18 protein-coding genes and 1 pseudogene are annotated in these 16583 nt (G+C 65.9%); 10 read left to right on the top strand and 9 right to left on the bottom strand.

The features are described 5' to 3' along the window. Nucleotides 1–7 precede the first annotated feature (7 nt). Nucleotides 8–394, top strand: coding sequence for a response regulator (locus JL100_RS01075; protein WP_202685026.1), 387 nt, complete (start codon nt 8–10; stop codon nt 392–394). Further along, on the top strand, nt 391–792 hold the full coding sequence (locus JL100_RS01070) for a hypothetical protein (protein WP_202685027.1): 402 nt from the start codon (nt 391–393) through the stop codon (nt 790–792). The genes JL100_RS01075 and JL100_RS01070 overlap by 4 nt, the downstream gene beginning before the upstream one ends. A 13-nt stretch (nt 793–805) precedes the next feature. Here JL100_RS01070 and msrP read toward each other — a convergent pair whose 3' ends face one another. The 5 genes from msrP to JL100_RS01045 all read right to left on the bottom strand — a co-directional run bounded on the left by msrP (nt 806) and on the right by JL100_RS01045 (nt 5726). Continuing rightward, nucleotides 806–1786 (bottom strand): protein-methionine-sulfoxide reductase catalytic subunit MsrP, encoded by a 981-nt coding sequence (gene msrP, locus JL100_RS01065; RefSeq protein WP_202685028.1) that lies wholly within the window; start codon nt 1784–1786, stop codon nt 806–808. 135 nt (nt 1787–1921) lie between these two features. Continuing rightward, nucleotides 1922–2392, bottom strand: coding sequence for a Dps family protein (locus JL100_RS01060; RefSeq protein WP_202685029.1), 471 nt, complete (start codon nt 2390–2392; stop codon nt 1922–1924). 169 nt (nt 2393–2561) lie between these two features. Beyond that, the gene (locus JL100_RS01055; RefSeq protein ID WP_202685030.1) at nt 2562–2843 is read right to left on the bottom strand and encodes a hypothetical protein; all 282 of its coding nucleotides are present in this window, start codon (nt 2841–2843) and stop codon (nt 2562–2564) included. A gap of 84 nt (nt 2844–2927) precedes the next feature. Beyond that, entirely contained in the window at nt 2928–3434 is a 507-nt protein-coding gene (locus JL100_RS01050; RefSeq protein WP_228421010.1) for a Dps family protein, read from the bottom strand. A gap of 246 nt (nt 3435–3680) precedes the next feature. Continuing rightward, nucleotides 3681–5726, bottom strand: coding sequence for an elongation factor G (locus JL100_RS01045; protein ID WP_202685031.1), 2046 nt, complete (start codon nt 5724–5726; stop codon nt 3681–3683). A 329-nt stretch (nt 5727–6055) separates the two neighbouring features. Here JL100_RS01045 and JL100_RS01040 point away from each other — a divergent pair, with 329 nt between their 5' ends. Then, nucleotides 6056–6535 carry a cache domain-containing protein gene (locus JL100_RS01040; protein WP_228421009.1) on the top strand — a complete coding sequence of 160 codons (480 nt, stop codon included), beginning with the start codon at nt 6056–6058 and terminating at the stop codon, nt 6533–6535. Nucleotides 6536–6794: 259 nt separating this feature from the next. On the opposite strand, the gene JL100_RS01035 is transcribed toward JL100_RS01040, so the two are convergent. Both JL100_RS01035 and JL100_RS01030 read right to left on the bottom strand, forming a co-directional pair. Further along, complete coding sequence (locus JL100_RS01035; RefSeq protein ID WP_202685032.1) at nt 6795–7685, bottom strand: LysR family transcriptional regulator; 891 nt, start codon at nt 7683–7685, stop codon at nt 6795–6797. Nucleotides 7686–7892: 207 nt separating this feature from the next. Further along, nucleotides 7893–8756, bottom strand: a pseudogene (locus JL100_RS01030) (NAD(P)/FAD-dependent oxidoreductase); the annotation flags it as partial. A gap of 536 nt (nt 8757–9292) precedes the next feature. Between JL100_RS01030 and JL100_RS01025 the strand changes: the two are divergent. The 3 genes from JL100_RS01025 to JL100_RS01020 all read left to right on the top strand — a co-directional run bounded on the left by JL100_RS01025 (nt 9293) and on the right by JL100_RS01020 (nt 11529). Continuing rightward, on the top strand, nt 9293–10120 hold the full coding sequence (locus tag JL100_RS01025) for an IS110 family RNA-guided transposase (RefSeq protein ID WP_228421008.1): 828 nt from the start codon (nt 9293–9295) through the stop codon (nt 10118–10120). Next, nucleotides 10087–10455 (top strand): IS110 family transposase, encoded by a 369-nt coding sequence (locus tag JL100_RS36765; RefSeq protein ID WP_407696936.1) that lies wholly within the window; start codon nt 10087–10089, stop codon nt 10453–10455. Before JL100_RS01025 ends, JL100_RS36765 begins: the two co-directional genes overlap by 34 nt. Nucleotides 10456–10524: 69 nt before the next feature. Further along, a complete protein-coding gene (locus JL100_RS01020) occupies nt 10525–11529 on the top strand; it encodes an IS1595 family transposase (protein ID WP_228421007.1) in 1005 nt (334 codons plus the stop codon). Here the strand turns inward: JL100_RS01020 and JL100_RS01015 are convergent, their stop codons facing one another. Both JL100_RS01015 and JL100_RS01010 read right to left on the bottom strand, forming a co-directional pair. Further along, complete coding sequence (locus JL100_RS01015) at nt 11530–11961, bottom strand: hypothetical protein (RefSeq protein ID WP_228421006.1); 432 nt, start codon at nt 11959–11961, stop codon at nt 11530–11532. A 130-nt stretch (nt 11962–12091) separates the two neighbouring features. Beyond that, complete coding sequence (locus JL100_RS01010) at nt 12092–12505, bottom strand: MerR family transcriptional regulator (protein WP_202685475.1); 414 nt, start codon at nt 12503–12505, stop codon at nt 12092–12094. A gap of 90 nt (nt 12506–12595) precedes the next feature. Here JL100_RS01010 and JL100_RS01005 point away from each other — a divergent pair, with 90 nt between their 5' ends. The 4 genes from JL100_RS01005 (at nt 12596) to JL100_RS00990 (ending at nt 16582) form a co-directional block, all read left to right on the top strand. Further along, nucleotides 12596–14758 (top strand): heavy metal translocating P-type ATPase, encoded by a 2163-nt coding sequence (locus JL100_RS01005; protein WP_228421005.1) that lies wholly within the window; start codon nt 12596–12598, stop codon nt 14756–14758. Between the two features lie 11 nt (nt 14759–14769). Then, nucleotides 14770–15330 carry a signal peptidase II gene (gene lspA, locus JL100_RS01000; RefSeq protein WP_202685474.1) on the top strand — a complete coding sequence of 187 codons (561 nt, stop codon included), beginning with the start codon at nt 14770–14772 and terminating at the stop codon, nt 15328–15330. Nucleotides 15331–15495: 165 nt separating this feature from the next. Next, complete coding sequence (locus tag JL100_RS00995) at nt 15496–15954, top strand: copper chaperone PCu(A)C (protein ID WP_202685473.1); 459 nt, start codon at nt 15496–15498, stop codon at nt 15952–15954. 7 nt (nt 15955–15961) lie between these two features. Continuing rightward, nucleotides 15962–16582: an SCO family protein gene (locus tag JL100_RS00990; protein ID WP_202685472.1), complete on the top strand. Its 621-nt coding sequence runs from the start codon at nt 15962–15964 to the stop codon at nt 16580–16582. Nucleotide 16583: the final 1 nt, after the last annotated feature.

Here is a 16583-nt window from a genome sequence, read left to right as displayed (position 1 = left end):
GCGTCGATTGACTTGTATCCTGATCGTCGAGGATAACGACCTGAACCGCGACATGCTGTCGCGCCGCCTGACACGACGCGGGTTCCGGGTGATCGTCGCGGTCGACGGCGCCGCCGGTGTGGAGACGACGATCCGCGAGCATCCCGACCTCGTCCTGATGGACATGAGCCTGCCGGTGATGGACGGGTGGCAGGCGACCCGCACCATCAAGGCCGATCCGGCGACCTCGGCGATCCCGGTGATGGCGCTGACGGCCCATGCCATGACGGAGGACCGGGAGCGCGCCATGGCGGCGGGCTGCGACGAGTTCGAGACCAAGCCGGTCGACATCGACCGCCTGCTGGCGAAGATCGAGGCTCTGCTGACCCGCTTCCCCGCGGTGAGCGGGTCATGAGCGACGCCCCGTTCACCATCGAGGCGGCCCACGGCGAACTGAAGCGGCTGACCGGGAGCATCGCCGGCCACGGCGCCCGCGTGAAGGAGGCCGAGCCCTCGATCACCGACGAGGACGACCTCAAGATGCTGGGATACATCACGGTCTCGATCGCGTCGCTCCAGGACCTGACCGGCACTGGTACCCCGGCCGACCTGCTGAGCCGGCCGCACCGGCACGCCATCCGCAACTGCCTGAACGCGATCAAGGGCGGCGCCCAGCTTTTGGTCGAGGGCGCTCCCGACAACGGGATCGAGCCGGACGGACCCGCCGCCCGAGCGGCCGAGGCGATGGCCGAGGACAGCGACGCCATCCTGGCCTGCCTGGACGCGGTTCGCGTGGAAACCGGGTCCGAGTGACGGCGCGCCCTGCTCAGACGTACAGCCGCTCTCCCTCAAGATCCTTGTAGAGATCCGCGACGTACTCGCCGTACCCGTTGTAGAGCTGGGTCGGCACCATCTCGCCCGTGCCCAGCACCCGCTCCCTGGCTTGGCTCCAGCGGGGGTGGGGCACCTCGGGGTTGACGTTGGCCCAGAAGCCGTACTCGGCGGCCTGGATCTGTTCCCAGAAGCTGACCGGGCGCTGGTCGGTGAACGTGAAGCTGACGATCGACTTGATCGACTTGAACCCGTATTTCCAGGGCACGGCGAGCCGCAGCGGCGCGCCGTTCTGCTTGGGCACCGGCTTGCCGTACATACCGGTCACCAGGAAGGCCAGTTCGTTGGTCGCCTCGGCCAGGGTGAGGCCCTCGACATAGGGCCACGGGTACCAGAACTGGCGCTGCCCGCTCGCCATCCCGGGGTCCTGGAAGGTCCGCATCACCACGTATTTCGCGGAGCCGAGCGGCCGGGCGAGATCGACCAGGGCCTTCATGGGAAAGCCGCTCCACGGCACCGCCATGGACCAGGCCTCGACGCATCGGTGGCGGTAGAGGCGCTCCTCCAGCGGCATCCGCTTCAGGAGATCGTCGATATCGACGGTCTGCTCCTGCTCGACCATGCCGTCGAACGTCACGGTCCAAGGCCGCAGCTTCAGCTTCTGCGCCGCCCGCCAGATGTTCTTCTGGGAACCGAATTCGTAGAAATTCGTATAGGTGGTGGATTCGGCCGGGTCGGTGACGGCGCGGTCCAGAGTGAATCGCTCGTTGCGCGGCACCGGGTAGAGGCCGGCGGTCGGATCGTCCGCCGCCACCTCCGTCTGGCCGAACGCCGGTCCGCCGAAGACGGAGCCGGCCGCAGCGATGGCCGGGGCGGCCACGGCGGCCTTCAGCAGGCTGCGCCGGTTCAGGAAGACGTCTTCGGGCGTCGCCGCCGATTCCGGCAGTTCCCACCCCCGTCTGGATCGGATCAGCATGGCATTCCTTCCTCGGCAATCTCCGTTCGGGTCCGCGGACCCGTCGCTTGCAGATTTGACCTTGGAGCGGTGCGCGTGCAAATCAAGTTCGGGTGATCGCGCCGTGACGCGCGATCACCGGGACCCCGACGGGCTTCAGCTTTCCAGCATGCTGCGCAGCATCCAGGCGGTCTTCTCGTGGAGCTGCATGCGCTGGGTCAGCAGGTCGGCCGTCGGCTCGTCGCCGACCTTCTCGGCGGCGGGGAAGACCGAGCGCGCGGTGCGCACCACGGCTTCCTGGCCGGCGACCAGCTGGCGGATCATCTCCTCCGCCTTGGGCACGTCGGTGGCCTCCTGGATGGAGGTCAGGGCCGAATACTGGGCGTAGCTGCCGGGAGCCGGGAAGCCCAGGGCGCGGATGCGCTCGGCGATCAGGTCCACGGCCAGCGCCAACTCGTTGTACTGCGTCTCGAACATGAGATGCAGCGTGTTGAACATCGGCCCGGTCACGTTCCAGTGGAAGCTGTGGGTCTTCAGATAGAGCGTGTAGGTGTCGGCCAGCAGCCGGGACAGGCCTTCGGCGATCTCGCGCCGGTCGTTCTCGGCGATGCCAATATCGATCTGCATTATTCGTCCCCCTGGAAACTCGGATCCGAACCTGATCCGTAGCACAGATGTGGGGACCGGACACGAACCGGCAAAGGTTCTTTTTAGAATCGTTCCAATGTTTGTGACCTGCACGAATCGCATAGCGTAACGATCCAGGCCGGATGCCTTCCGGCCCATCACGAAAGCGTCAGTCGACCTGGGCGCTCAGCACTTCGGGAGGTCCGTCCGGATCGAGCGGCGTGCAGACGGCCAGTTCATGGTCGAGCCAGGGATTTGCCAGGACCTCGCCTTCGTCGGCCTCGGGAAGCAGCAGATGCATCCCTTCGCGCCCGGCCAGCTCGGCCTGGTCGGCGGCGACCTTGCGCGCTCCCGCCTCGTCCGGCGCGCGGACGATCAGCCGGCGGGTCTTGCGGTAATGCTCCCATTTGCGGGCCAGGGGGAGCACGGGTTCCAGAACGAAGAACGGCATCGGATCGTCTGTTCCTTCGGCCGCCGGGGGCTGGACGCCGCCGGCGGCAGTGGGGGGTTAGGCTCGCCCGATCAGCTCGCCCGATCAGCTCATGGACGAGCGAAGCATCCAGGCCGCCTTTTCGTGGGCGTCCATGCGATGGTTCATCAGGTCTTCGGTGACGGTATCGTTGGCGTCGTCGCAGATCTGGACGACGGCGCGGCAGGCCTGGGTGACGGTCTCGTTGTCACGCACCAGCTGCTCCAGCATGCCGCGCGCGTCGGGCACGCCGTGCTCGTCCTCGATCGTGCTCAGCTTCAGGAACTGGCTGAGGCTGCCCGGCGCGAAATAGCCCAGGGCGCGGATGCGCTCGGCGATTTCGTCGACCGCGGTGGTGAGGTCCGTATACTGCGTCTCGAACATCTCGTGCAGGCTATGGAACTGGGCACCCGTCACGTTCCAGTGAAAGCCATGGGTCTTGCCCAGAAGCGTGTAAGTGTCGGCCAGCACCTTCGCCAAGCCATCGGACAACGCCTTCCGCTGGTCTTCCGCGATACCGGTATGGACGGCCATCGGCTCATGGGATTGTGCGGTCGTACTTTCGAACGCCATGGTTTTCTCCTTGAAACATCGTGGATTGACTTGTCCACCCTGCCAATCCAAACTTGGCCGCACCTCGGCCAAGTCAACCCCGTCGCGGCACATCCGCCGCATAGGGGCTCGGGGCAGGCGGATTTCACTGTTTCAACGAGAAATCGGGGAAAAGGTGCCGTGAGCCGGCATATTTGACGCGGGCGCGGCTTGCCGCGGGCCGAGCGGGCGGGCCGGCCCCCTGCCGGGAGCCGGACCCGCCGTTCGTCACTGCGCCGCGACCAGCGACTGCCGCATCTCGACCGCCCGGTCGGCCAGCCGACCGGTCAGTTCCGCCAGATGGTCGAAGCTGGTGGTGAAGATGCCGAGACCCAGGGTCAGCGAGCGAAGCTCGACGATCAGGTCCCGCAGTTCCGCTTCCGGCATCAGGGCCTTGACCTCGTCCCAGCCGTCCCAGCCGGCGCGTCCGTCGAATCCCAGGATCTGGCCCCGGCGGCCGGTGATCAGCCGCTGCACCTTGGGCGTGAACTCCGTCGGAGCCGCGATGGTCACCTGAAGGATCGGCTCCAGCAGCACGGGATCGCATTTCGGCATCGCCTCGGCCATGGCCATGCGGCCGACCGTCTTGAAGGCCTGCTCGCTGCTGTCCACGGCGTGGAACTGGCCGCCGGTCAGGGTCACCCCGACATCGACCACCGGGAAGCCCAGCGGCCCCTGCGCCAGATATTCCCGCACGCCGGCCTCCACCGCCGGGATGAACTGGCGAGGCACCACGCCGCCGACCACCTTGTCGTCATACGCGAACCCGCTGCCGCGCGGCAGCGGCCTGACCTCCACATGCACGTCGGCGAACTGGCCGTGGCCGCCGGTCTGCCGCTTGAAGCGGGCATGCTGGGCGGTTCCCTTGCGGATCGTCTCCCGGTAGGCCACCTGCGGCGCCCGCGACCGGACCGGCAGGTTGTACTTGGTGCGCAGGCGATCCATCGCGAGCTGGAGATGGATGTCGCCCTGCCCCCACAGCACGATCTCGCCGGTATCGGCGTTCTGGTTGACCGACAGGGACGGGTCCTCCTCGGTCAATTTGGCCAGCGCGGCGCTCAACTTGACCTCGTCGTTACGCTGCTCGGCCGAGATCGCGGCGGAGTAGACCGGCGACGGCGGCGACGGCCACAACGGCGCCCGGGTCCGGCCGCCCTGGTCGTCGAGCACGTCGCCGGTCGCCACATGGTCCATCCGCCCGAAAGCCACGACCTCGCCGGTTCCCGCTGCCTGCTGCTTGTGCTGCTCGTGCCCGTGCATGCGGTAGATGCCGCTGACCCGGTCGCCTCCCAGGGTGATGCCGTCGGTGACCTCGCCCTTCCAAACCCTGGAGAAGCTGAGCTTGCCGGCGTGCGGCGCATGGTAGGTCTTGAAGACCTGCGCCACCACGCCCGCGGCCCCGGGGATCTCCAGCCGGGCCGCCGTCGCGGCGACCTCGGGCGTCTCGTGACGCAGGGCCTTCAGCAGGCGCCGGACGCCGTTGTCGTTCTCCGCCGAGCCGATGAAGACCGGGACGATCAGGTCGGACGCGAGGTCCTTGGCGAGTTGCCGGTAGACCTCCTCCTTGTCGGGCGCCACGTCCTCCAGCAGCTGCTCCAGCAGGCTGTCGTCGAAATCGGCCAGCGCCTCCAGCAGTTCCTGCCGGGCCGCCTGCTCGCGCTCGCGCACCGTGTCGGGCACCTGGACCAGGTTGGACGGGGCGTGGGGATTGTAGTGGTAGGCCCGTTCGCTGACCAGGTCGACGCAGCCGGTGACGGCGTCGCCCTCGCGGATCGGCACCTGGCGGAGCACCAGCGGGCGGGCCGAAACGGCCTGGAGCGCCTGCATCAGGTCGCGCACCCGGACGTCCTGGGTGCCCATGGCGTCCACCTTGTTGACGAACAGCATGTGCGGGATGCCGTTGTCGTCGAGGAACTTGAACAGGGGGGCCAGCATCGGCGCCTTGTCCGCCGTCGGCTCGCACACGACGACCGCGACGTCCGCGACCATCAGGGCCGCCTGGCCCTCTGCGGACAGCTCGACCGAGCCCGGGCAGTCGAGGAACGTCCATCGCTCGCCGAGATAGTCGGCGCTGGCCAGCCCGACCTCGACGCTCATCTTGCGGGCGCGCGCTTCCGGCGCGCTGTCTCCCACCGTGTTGCCGTCCTTGACGGTGCCTTTCCGGGTGACGGCGCCCGCCGCGAACAGCAGGCTTTCCATCAAGGTGGTCTTGCCGCTGAGATAGGGGCCGACGAGGGCGGCGCAACGTGGCCCCGCGATTCTGGTGCTTGGCATTCGGAACCTCCCAGTACCGTTCTGACGGATCGGGGGCGTCCGCGGGTTCGGCCTGTCTTGAAACGACGGCCGTGGACGTCGTCGACCCGCTACCGTATCGGTACGATCGATCGTCCTCCCGCCGCCGATGACTGTCCATGAAAAACAACATGCTGCACCGCCGAAGAGGTGCGACAGTCCCGCACGGCGGCGATACCTTTTGCAAACTATACCAAATGTTCTGTCTATTCTTGCCCCTGCGCCCGGACATTCAACTCCATTGACAACCATATCGTTTGTATTAATAGGTGTGCTCGCGTTTTGCAGCTATTCCGGTCGGGAGAATGATGATGCGCCAGTTCATCGCGGATTGGAGCGGCAGGATTGCCCTGGTCGGGGCCATCGTCCTGATGCTGGCGGGCGCCGCCGGCGCCGACTCCGCCAAGCCGACGCGCGACGAGGTGGAGGCGCTGACCCTGAAGGCGGCGACGCTGATCGAGTCGCGGGGGATCGAAGCCGCGCGGGAGGTCTTCAACCAGGCTGGCGAATTCCGCTTCGGGGAGATCTATGTCAACGTGATCGATTTGACCGGGACTTGGCTGGCCTATCCGCCCCGCCCGGCCGGAGTCGGCCAGAACGTGATCAACCTGAAGGACCCTGACGGCCGCTTCATGGTCAAGGACATCCTGAAGGTCGCGACGGAAAGCGGCCAGGGCTGGGTCAGCTACCGCTGGCTGAACCCGGTCTCCAACCGCATCGAGCCCAAGAACTCCTTCGTGAAGCGCGTGCCGGGCAAGGACCTGGTGGCCTATATCGGGATTTACGAATAGTGCGGCCGGCGCCGCCCCTCCCCGCAAAAAAGAACGCCCGCAAATCGAAAGACTTGCGGGCGAGTTGAACAGGGAGGCTTCACGTCTGGGAGACGCGGGTCCGAAGACCCAACCCCGGACCGGAGCCCGGGGCGAAACAGCGGATATTGCATCGCAACACCGCCAGATGATTATTTGGTCATGCGCTGCCCAGTTTCCATGCACGATTTGGGGAAGCGCCCATGCAACCTCCGCATGGCTTTGATATGCAACGATCTGTTCAGAACGTCGTCTCCGCCACTTTGCGCACCAGGAAGTCACGGAACACGGCGATGCGCTTGGAGTGGCGCAGTTCCTCGGCGTAGACGAAATAGGTCTCGACCGTGGGCCCGTTCAGCTCGGGCAGCACCCGCACGATGTCGCGACTGCCCTCGACCATGTAATCCGGCAGGGCGGCCATGCCCAGACCGCTCTCCACCGCCTTGAAGATCGCGTATACATTGTTGACGCGCATGATGGGATTGCGGGTTCCCTGGGGCGGATCGCCGGCGTCCAGCAGCCAGTTGATGTTGGTGATGGGCGCCCGCATGTCCGACGGATAGGCGATCAGGTCGTGGTTGTCCAATTCCTGGACCGTCTTGGGCACGCCCTTCCGCTTGAGGTAGCTGACATGGCCGTAGACATGGAACCGTATGGTCATCAGGTGGCGCTGGATCAGGTCGGGCTGGCGCGGCGAGGTCATGCGGATCGCGATGTCCGCCTCGCGCATGCCCAGGTCCAGCTCGGTATCGTCCAGCAGCAGGGAAAGCTGGATCTCCGGGTAGATCTGCAGGAATTCGCGGGCGCGCGGAGTGAGCCAGGTCGTCCCGAAGGCTACCGTGGTGGTGATCTTCAGCGGCCCCTTGGGGTGCTCGCGACTCTCCGTCAGCATCGCCTCGGTCATCGACAGCTTGGCGAAGACGTCGCGCGCGGTCTGGTAGAGCAGATCGCCCTGCTCGGTCAGGATCAGGCCGCGGGCATGCCGGTGGAACAGCGGCACGTTCAGGCTTTCCTCGAGCGCGCTGATCTGGCGGCTGACCGCGGATTGACTTAAATTCAGGCTTTCACCGGCATGAGTGAAGCTGCCGGCTTCGGCCACGGCGTGGAAGACCCGAAGCTTATCCCAGTCCATGAAACGTCCCGTTCATCGGCGGGCGGAATGATGTCCGTCCGTCGCGTCATCTTGGTCGGCGGAATGCGCCGACACTACGATGATATACCGCGACGTACATCAAGGCCACGGTCGTGAGGATCGAAAGAGCACGAATAACGGGCAACCGCCGCGAAAACGCCGGATTCGAGGGGCGTTTCCGGGCGGTCGCCACCTTAAAAGGGGGACTCAGTCCCAGGCGCCGATCATCTGCGTGGTCGTCGCCTCGCGGAGCGCCTCCTCGGGCGATCCCTCGGACTGGGCCAGGAACTTCTCCGCCTCCAGCGCCGCCATGCAGCCCATCCCGGCCGCGGTGACCGCCTGGCGGTAGACCTTGTCCTTCACGTCGCCGGCGGCGAACACGCCGGGCACGTTGGTGGCGGTCGAGTCGGGGGCGGTCAGGATATAGCCTTCCGGATCGGTGTTGACCTTGCCCTGGAAGACCTTGGTCGCCGGATCATGGCCGATCGCGATGAACACCCCCTCGACCGGCAGCGTCGAGACGTCGCCGGTCTTGACGTTGCGCAGCTTCAGCCCGGTCACCGCCTTCGGCGCGCCCTCGCCGCCCTCGCCCAGGATCTCGTCCACCACGGTGTCCCAGACCACCTGGATCTTGGGATTGCGGAACAGCCGCTCCTGCATGATCTTCTCCGCGCGGAACGCGTCGCGGCGGTGGATCACGGTGACCTTGGACGCGTGGTTGGTCAGGTACAGCGCCTCCTCGACCGCGGTGTTGCCGCCGCCGACCAGCGCTATCTCCTTGCCGCGGAAGAAGAAGCCGTCGCAGGTGGCGCAGGCGGAGACGCCGGCGCCGGCGAAGGTGCGCTCGCTCTCCAGCCCCAGCCAGCGCGCCTGGGCCCCGGTCGCGATGATCACGGTGTCGCCGGTGAAGAGGTCGCCGCTGTCCGCCTTGGCCCGGAACGGGCGCTGGGTGAAATCGACCTCGGTGATCACGTCGAAGAACATCTCGGTCCCGACATGCTCGGCCTGACGTTGCATCTGCTCCATCAGCCAGGGACCCTGGATGACGTCGGCGAACCCGGGATAATTCTCCTTATAGTGCCCCTACACATAAATGGTAACCTCCTACTTGCTGTCCAAAACTTACCTGAATGTCGAAACGTTAGTAAAGCAGGTTGGCGAATCGAGCAATGGGTCCCCGCCTAGGCGGGGACCCATTGCTCGATAAATTTTAATAAAATTCTTTTTGGTCGGGAACGGCTAACGATCGGCGTGGCACTCGTTGATCCGTCTAATACGGTTGCCCAACCGCCAAGCTGACACAGGCCAACTGATACGCAGGCATAAAGAAGCTAGATAGGAGATCCCCTGCGCGCGGGCGCGCACCACCGGTTCACGAAAAAATGGTGAAGCCGCTGGAGATGATCGCCGAAGGTGTCGATCTATCAGACGGCGATTGCAGGGAGGTTGGATTCTGATAGGTGATCCATCCCGCATAGGAGATTGACCGGTACCGCATCCAGGCATCACCGAGAGTCGCGACCCGGTTCGGGCCAGCACGGGGGACAGCTTCTGTCTTTGACTTGCGGTGCAGCGATCGCCATGGCAACAGCTTCACGGAGGCGATGATGGAAGCAATCATCGAACGCTGTGCCGGTCTCGACGTCCATCAGGCGACGGTGGTCGCCTGTGTGCTGATCGGCGAGGCCGACCGCAAGCCGCGCAAGGAGATCCGAACCTTCTCGACCCTGACCCGGGACCTGGAGGCGATGCGGGGCTGGCTCAAGGAACTGGGCGTCACGCATATCGGCATGGAGAGCACCGGGATTTACTGGAAACCGGTCCATACCATCCTGGAAGGCCACTTCGAGCTGATTGTCGCCAATGCCCATCACATTAAGAATGTGCCGGGGCGCAAGACCGACGTGAAGGACGCCGAGTGGATCGCCGACCTGGTGCGCCACGGCCTGGTCAAGCCGAGCTTCGTGCCACCACCGCCCATCCGCGACCTGCGTGACCTTGTCCGGCTACGGCGCTCCTTGGCCGAGGCGCTGGCGACCGAGCAGAACCGCACGCTCAAGCTGCTCGAGAGCGCCAACATCAAGTTGGCCAGCGTGGTCAGCAAGGTGTTCGGCGTGTCCGGTCGGGCGATGCTGAAGGCGCTGATCGAGAACACCGCCACGCCGCAGGAGATGGCGGACCTGGCGGAGCGGAGTTTGTGCCGCAAGCTGGAGCCGCTGGCCCTGGCGCTGGACGGCCGACCGAGCATCACCGCTACCTGCTGGCCTTCCACCTCCGGCGGGTCGAGGCGATCAAGGCGGATCTGCGTACCCTTGACGAGCGCATCCAGGAGAAGGCCCAGCCCTACGCGGCGCAGCGGCATCTGCTCCGGCAGATCCTCGGTGTTGACGGCCGGATCGCCGTGGCGATCAACGCGGAGATCGGTATTGACATGACCGTGTTCGGCAACGCCAAGCGCTTGGCCGCGTGGGCCGGGGTCTGCCCTGGCAATCACGAGAGCGCCGGAAAGAAGAAGAGCACGGCCGCCCGCAAGGGCAACATTCACCTCAAAACGACTCTCGTTCAAGTCGCGGTCTGCGCCGCCCGGACTGAGGTGGACCCCATTTCCGGGGTCCACCTCAGCTACCATCGATCAAAAGGCGATGCATGGTTTAGCGGCAGATATATCCGGTCTTATGTATCAGCCGCCACCAGAGCAGGATGGAATACGAAGTATTGTGCCCTATCGTCGCGGCTTTCGGATAAGTCACTGACAAAAAAGAACATATAGTGAACATAGTGCTTCCGCAGCGGCATGATCGCTGTAGACTCTGGGGATCGCCGAAGCCGGAGATTGCCCATGTCGCAGCACTTTCTCCTGAGCGCCGCCGCCCGGACCGTCAGCCTGAAGCAGATCCTGCGGATGGAGGAGGATGAGGCCTGGACGCTGTTCTGCACGATCCGCTGGCCGGAGACCGAGGGGGCGCCGGTGTGCCCGCACTGCGGCTGTCCGACCTGCTGGTCCTGTCCGCGGCCCAATGGGGCGCCGCGGTTCCGCTGCTCGGCCTGCCGGCGCGACTTCAGCCCGACGTCGGGCACCCTGTTCGCCTTCCACAAGCTGGAGATCCGCGATTACCTGGCGGCGGTCGTGATCTTCTGCGACGAGGTCAAGGGCAAGGCAGCACTCGCGCTGTCGCGCGACCTCGACGTCCAATACAAGACAGCCTTCGTGCTGGCCCACAAGATCCGCGAAGCGATGGCCTCGGAGGTCAAGGACCTGCGGCTTGGTGGCGCCGGGCGGCACGTCGAGATCGACGGCTGCTACGTCGGCGGCCACGTCCGGCCCGCGAACCGCAAGGACGATCGCATAGACCGGCGTCTGGCGGAGAACCGGAGCGGCCGGCGCCAGGTCGTCGTGGTGATCCGGGAACGCGCGCTGTCCGGCACCAGCCTGGGCGGCACCTTGCCCGCTGTGTTCGCCAGCGAGGATGCCGCCGCCAGCTTCATCAAGGCCAGGGTCGATCGCGCCTCGACGGTGCACGCCGACGAGTCTTCGGCCTGGAACGCCCTGCATGCCCGGTTCGACACCCGGCGGATCAACCACTCGGTCGAGTACGCCAACGACGAGGCCTGCACCAACCAGGCGGAGGCTTATTTCGCAAGACTTCGCCGGGGCGAGATGGGGCATCACCATCGCATCTCCGGTGTCTATCTGGTTCGGTACGCGCGGGAGGCTTCCTGGAAGGAAGATCACCGGCGCGACAGCAACGGCCTGCAAGTGCGCACCGTCCTCGTGCTGGTCACCCGCACCGGTCCGTCTGTCGATTTCTGCGGCTATTGGCAACGCAGCCGCCCCGCCGCCTGATCACTCGCGCACCTGCCAACTGACCAGGACACCGTCCTGGATCCGCTCCACCAGATCGGCGGCCTGCCGGTTCAGGGCATTGCTGACCAGCTTGCGCAGCAGCTCCGCCGTTCGGCCGTCCTGGGGATCGAGCCCCCGGCGCTCTATGATCTGCACGGTGATCTCGCGAACTGACAACGCCGCCGGCGCCGTTCGCAACACCTCGAGGAGCAACCGGGCCAGTTCGCCCGGCTTGAACCAGCTGTTGGGCCGGCGCACCGCCCTTGGAGGGATCGTTGCCGGCTCGAACTCGGGCGCGAACAGCCGCAAGACCGCGTCAACATGCAACAAATCGGCCCGGTGCTGGCCGATCCGCTTTTCCAGATCGGCGATGCTGCCGGACAACTCGGCCCGCTTGTCCTTCAAAGCGGCAACGACATGCGGTTCGGCCATAACCCGTATCCTCTTGAAAAGATGGGGTTATGCTCCTCATGTCGGGGGTACTTTGCAAGCCGCTCTTGGTGGCGGCAGCTACATAAGACCGGATATATCGCAGTATTTCCGATCCACGACCCTCCATGCCTCACGGTGTCAACGCCTCGATGATGCGGCAGTCCGAAACCAGCCCGCCGCGGCACTGGTGGGCGAGCCTGTCGAGTTCCGCCCGGAGCCGCTCCAGGTCCGCGATCTTACGCTCAACCTCGCGCATCTGCTCGACGACCAGGGCGTCCACCTCGCCGCAGGGCCGGTCCGGCTGGTCCGACAGGGCCAGCATTCGGCGCACCGCTTCGATCGGGAACCCGAGGCCGCGCGCTTTGCGGATAAACGTCAGCCGCCGGACGTGCGTTTCCCCGTAGACGCGGTAGTTGCCTAAGTTGCGCGCCGGTTCGGGCAGCAGGCCGATCCGCTCGTAGTAGCGGATGGTCTCGATGTTCACGCCGGTCAGCTTGCCCAGCGCGCCGATGGTGTGATCGACCGACGTGATTTTCTCCGACATGGCCCCTTGACCCTGTAGCTGCTACAGGGTCCATGTTTAGCACACTCAGACGGCGGCGGCATCCGCCCTCCGATGTTCACGGGGAGTACCATGCTGGACGAGGCACACATCGGGCAATTAGCGGCCGAGGGCAAAAGCACTCTCCGCTACAAGGTTGCGCACATGGACTGCCCGAGCTGCGCGACCAAAATCGAGACGGCCGTCGGCCGCCTCCCGGGCGTCGAAGACGTCAGCCTGAGCTATCACTCCCAGGTCTTGAGGTTGAAGCTTGACGAGGCCGCGACCCCCCGTGAGCAGCTGGAGGGCACGATCCGGGGTCTCGGGTTCGGCGTCGAAGACATGGACCGCATCCCGGTGTTGGTCGAAGGCGAGACAGACGTCGCCGCTCCCGCGAAGCAGCCGTGGTGGATGACGCCCAAGGCCCGTCTGACCGGCTTGATCGGGCTTTTCGTCGCCGTAGGCTTTCTGGTTTCTTGGTTCGCCCCTGCCCTGGAGGACTACGCTCTCGTCCCCGCCGCTCTTGTGGGCTTGGCCGTGTTCGGACGCCGAGCACTGGCCCTGGCCCGCGTCGGCTCGCCTTTCAGCATCGAGATGCTGATGTCGATCGCCACCGCGGGAGCACTCATTATCGGCGAGACGGCCGAGGCATCGATCGTCGTCCTGCTGTTCGCCGTCGGCGAGCTCCTGGAGGGTGTTGCGGCGGGCTCGGCCCGGTCCGGCATCGAGGCGCTGGCGGCACTCGTGCCACGAACCGCTCTCGTGATCGACGGGGAGATCGCCCGCGAGGTTCCGGCGTCGCGCCTGGAGATCGGCCAAGTGGTGCTCGTCCGGCCCGGTGATCGCGTCCCGGCCGACGGCAAGGTCGTCGATGGCGAGTCCGACGTGGACGAGTCCCCGGTGACAGGGGAGTCGGTTCCCGTTCCCAAGCAGGTCGGCTCAGCGGTCATCGCGGGCGGCATCAACGCAACCGGCGCACTGCAGGTCCGGGTGATGCGGGCGGCAGCTGACAACACCATCGCCCGCATCATCCACCTCGTCGAGGAAGCGCAGGCGTCCAAGTCGCCGACGGCGCGTTTCATCGAGCGGTTCAGCGCGCGGTACACGCCCTTCGTCATCCTGGTCGCGGTCCTGACCGTGCTGGTCCCGCCGCTCGCCTTCGGGGCGGACTGGCACACCTGGATCTATCGCGGCCTGGCGCTGCTGCTGATCGGCTGTCCGTGCGCCCTGGTCCTCTCCACGCCGGCGGCCATCACCTCCGGCATCGCCGCCGGCGCGCGGCGCGGCCTGCTCATCAAGGGCGGTGGTGCCCTGGAGACGATCGGCCGGGTCCGCGCCATCGCTTTCGACAAGACCGGAACGCTGACACAGGGACGGCCGCAGGTGACCGACCTGGTGTCGCTGACGGGGAACGAACGCTCCCTGCTCGGGATGGCGGCCGCCGTGGAGAACGGCTCCAGCCACCCGATCGCGCGGGCCATCCTGGACCGGGCAGCGGGCGACGGCATACCGCTCCGACCGGCACGCGGGCAGAAGGCTCTTCCAGGAAGAGCGGCGCAGGCCGTGGTCGGCGGGAAACTCGTCGAGGTCGGCTCGCCGCGCCACGCGCTGGAACGCTGCGGCCCGGAGAGCATCCCTGCCGACCGCATCGCCGCCCTGGAGGACGAGGGCAAGACCGTCGTCGTGGTCCTGGCCGACGCACAGCCGGTGGGCCTGATCGCACTGCGCGACGAACCGCGGCCTGACGCTTTGCGGGGCATTGCGGCACTCCGGGAGCTCGGCGTCCGCAGCGTCATGCTGACCGGCGACAATGGCCGAACCGGGCAGGCCATCGGACGGAAGCTCGGCATCGAGGTCAAGGCGGACCTTCTGCCCGAGAACAAGCTGAGCGAGATCGCGGCCCTGAAGGTCGGGGCACCGGTCGCCATGGTGGGCGACGGCATCAACGACGGCCCGGCGCTGGCGGCGGCCGATGTCGGCATCGCCATGGGTGGCGGGACCGACGTCGCTCTGGAGACCGCGGACGCCGCCCTGCTGGGCAACCGGGTCGAGGGTGTTGCCGACCTCATCGCGCTGTCCCGCGCGACGATGACGAACATCCACCAGAACGTGGCGGTCGCCCTCGGCCTCAAGGCCGTGTTCCTCGTCACCACCCTGCTCGGTGTCACTGACCTCTGGCTCGCCATCCTGGCCGACACCGGGGCCACCGTGTTGGTCACCCTCAACGCCCTGCGGCTGCTCCGCCGGGCGAAGTGAAGAAAGGCGCTATGACGAACTCTGAAAACGCCACAAGCCGGAGAACTGGTCTCTGGCTGGCGCTGGCGGTTGCCCTCCTTGCGGCGGCCGCCGATCAGGCATCCAAGTGGGTGATCCTTGAGCATGTCATGGATCCTCCGCGTCTCGTCGAGGTGACCCCGTTCTTCAACCTGACACTTGGCTTCAACCGCGGGGTCAGCTTCGGGATGCTCAGCAGCGACGAGGCGCTCGGCCGCTGGCTGCTGGTCGGCCTCACCCTGGGCATAGTGGCCGCTCTCATCGTGTGGGCCCGGCGTGCCGACGGCCGGATCGAGGCCGCGGCCATCGGCGGCGTCATTGGCGGCGCCATCGGCAACGTGATCGACCGGGTGCGTCAGGGAGCGGTGACCGATTTTCTGGATTTCCATGCGCTCGGCTGGCACTGGCCCGCCTTCAACCTAGCCGACGCAGCCATCTTCTGCGGCGTCGCGGCAATGCTGCTGCATTCGTGGGCTGCCGATCGTGCCGCCGACAAGAAGGTCAACGCGCTGCCGCTAAATGGGGCCATAGAGGATAAAAGGAACGAAGCATGACAGCCGAACCGATCCAGGCTCGCTGCGAGCTGCCGATCCCTGATCGAATTGACAGACGAAAACGCCGGAGAGTGTGCCCAAGGTTTCAAACGCGCCATCCAGCCAGCCGCACAGAGTGCGTTCGCCCGGCTGCCAGTGCCAGCTCAATCCAGGAGAATGGATAAGGTGAAATCATTTCTCTCAGCCATTGCCGTTTCCGTCACCATTATCACCTCGGTGGCGCACGCCGCCGAGGTAACCGCAGGTGATTTGGTTGTCGAGCAGGCTTGGGCGCGCGCCACCACACCGTCCGCCAAAACCGGCGCCACCTATCTGGCGGTCAGGAACACCGGCTCTGAGCCCGACAGTATCCTGTCCATGGAAACGCCAGTTGCGGGCCATGCCGTGGCCCACCAGACAAGACAGGAAGGCGATGTCTCGCGCATGAGTGAGGCTGGTCCGCTCAGCGTCCCGCCTGGTGGGGCGCTGGAGATGAGGCCCGGCGGGACGCACATCATGCTGATGGACCTCAAAGGTGGCCTGAAGGTCGGCCAGCAGTTCCCGCTGACCATCACCTTCGAGAAGGCCGGGCAGGTCGAGGTCCCGGTCAAGGTCGGCAAGCCCGGCGCCATGGGACCGGAGTGAGGATGCCATGGCCAATCTGAGGAATCTCCGCTTCTTCCTGTGGGCGCTCGTCGGCATGGTCGTTATCTCGGCCGCCTTGCTGACCTGGCTGGTATCGCGCGACGTACCATTGCGCGAGGGTCTGGTCGAACCTGGTCGTCCGATGGCCGAGGGAGCTGACTGGCGGCTCCTGGACGAGACGGGCAGCGCCTTCACGCCCGATGACCTGCGGGCCAAGCCAACGCTGGTGGTGTTCGGTTTCACCCACTGTCCCGACGTCTGCCCGACCTCGCTGTCCTACGTGGCGAGCACGCTCCAGGCACTCGGCCCGCAGGCTGAAGCCGTACGACCCTTGTTCGTGACGGTCGATCCGGAGCGCGACACGGCCGACGTCATGGCCGAGTATACCGACCTGTTCGATCCGCGCATTATCGGCGTGACCGGCGCCCCGGATCAGGTCGCTGCCGCCCTCAAGAGCCTGGGCGCCTATTCGCGCAAGGTTCCCCAGGACGACGGGGGCTATACCATGGACCACACGGCGACGATGCTGCTGCTGGACGATGAGGGCCGTCCGCGCTCGACCCTCGATATCCACGAGAAGCCGGAGGTCGCCGCCGGCAAACTCCGCCTCCTGCTTGAGGACTCATGAG

It is taken from the genome of Skermanella mucosa, from assembly GCF_016765655.2.
In the GTDB taxonomy this organism is placed as follows: domain Bacteria; phylum Pseudomonadota; class Alphaproteobacteria; order Azospirillales; family Azospirillaceae; genus Skermanella; species Skermanella mucosa.
Note: the sequence above shows the minus strand (reverse complement) of the source record. Positions and strands in the feature narration are given on the sequence as shown.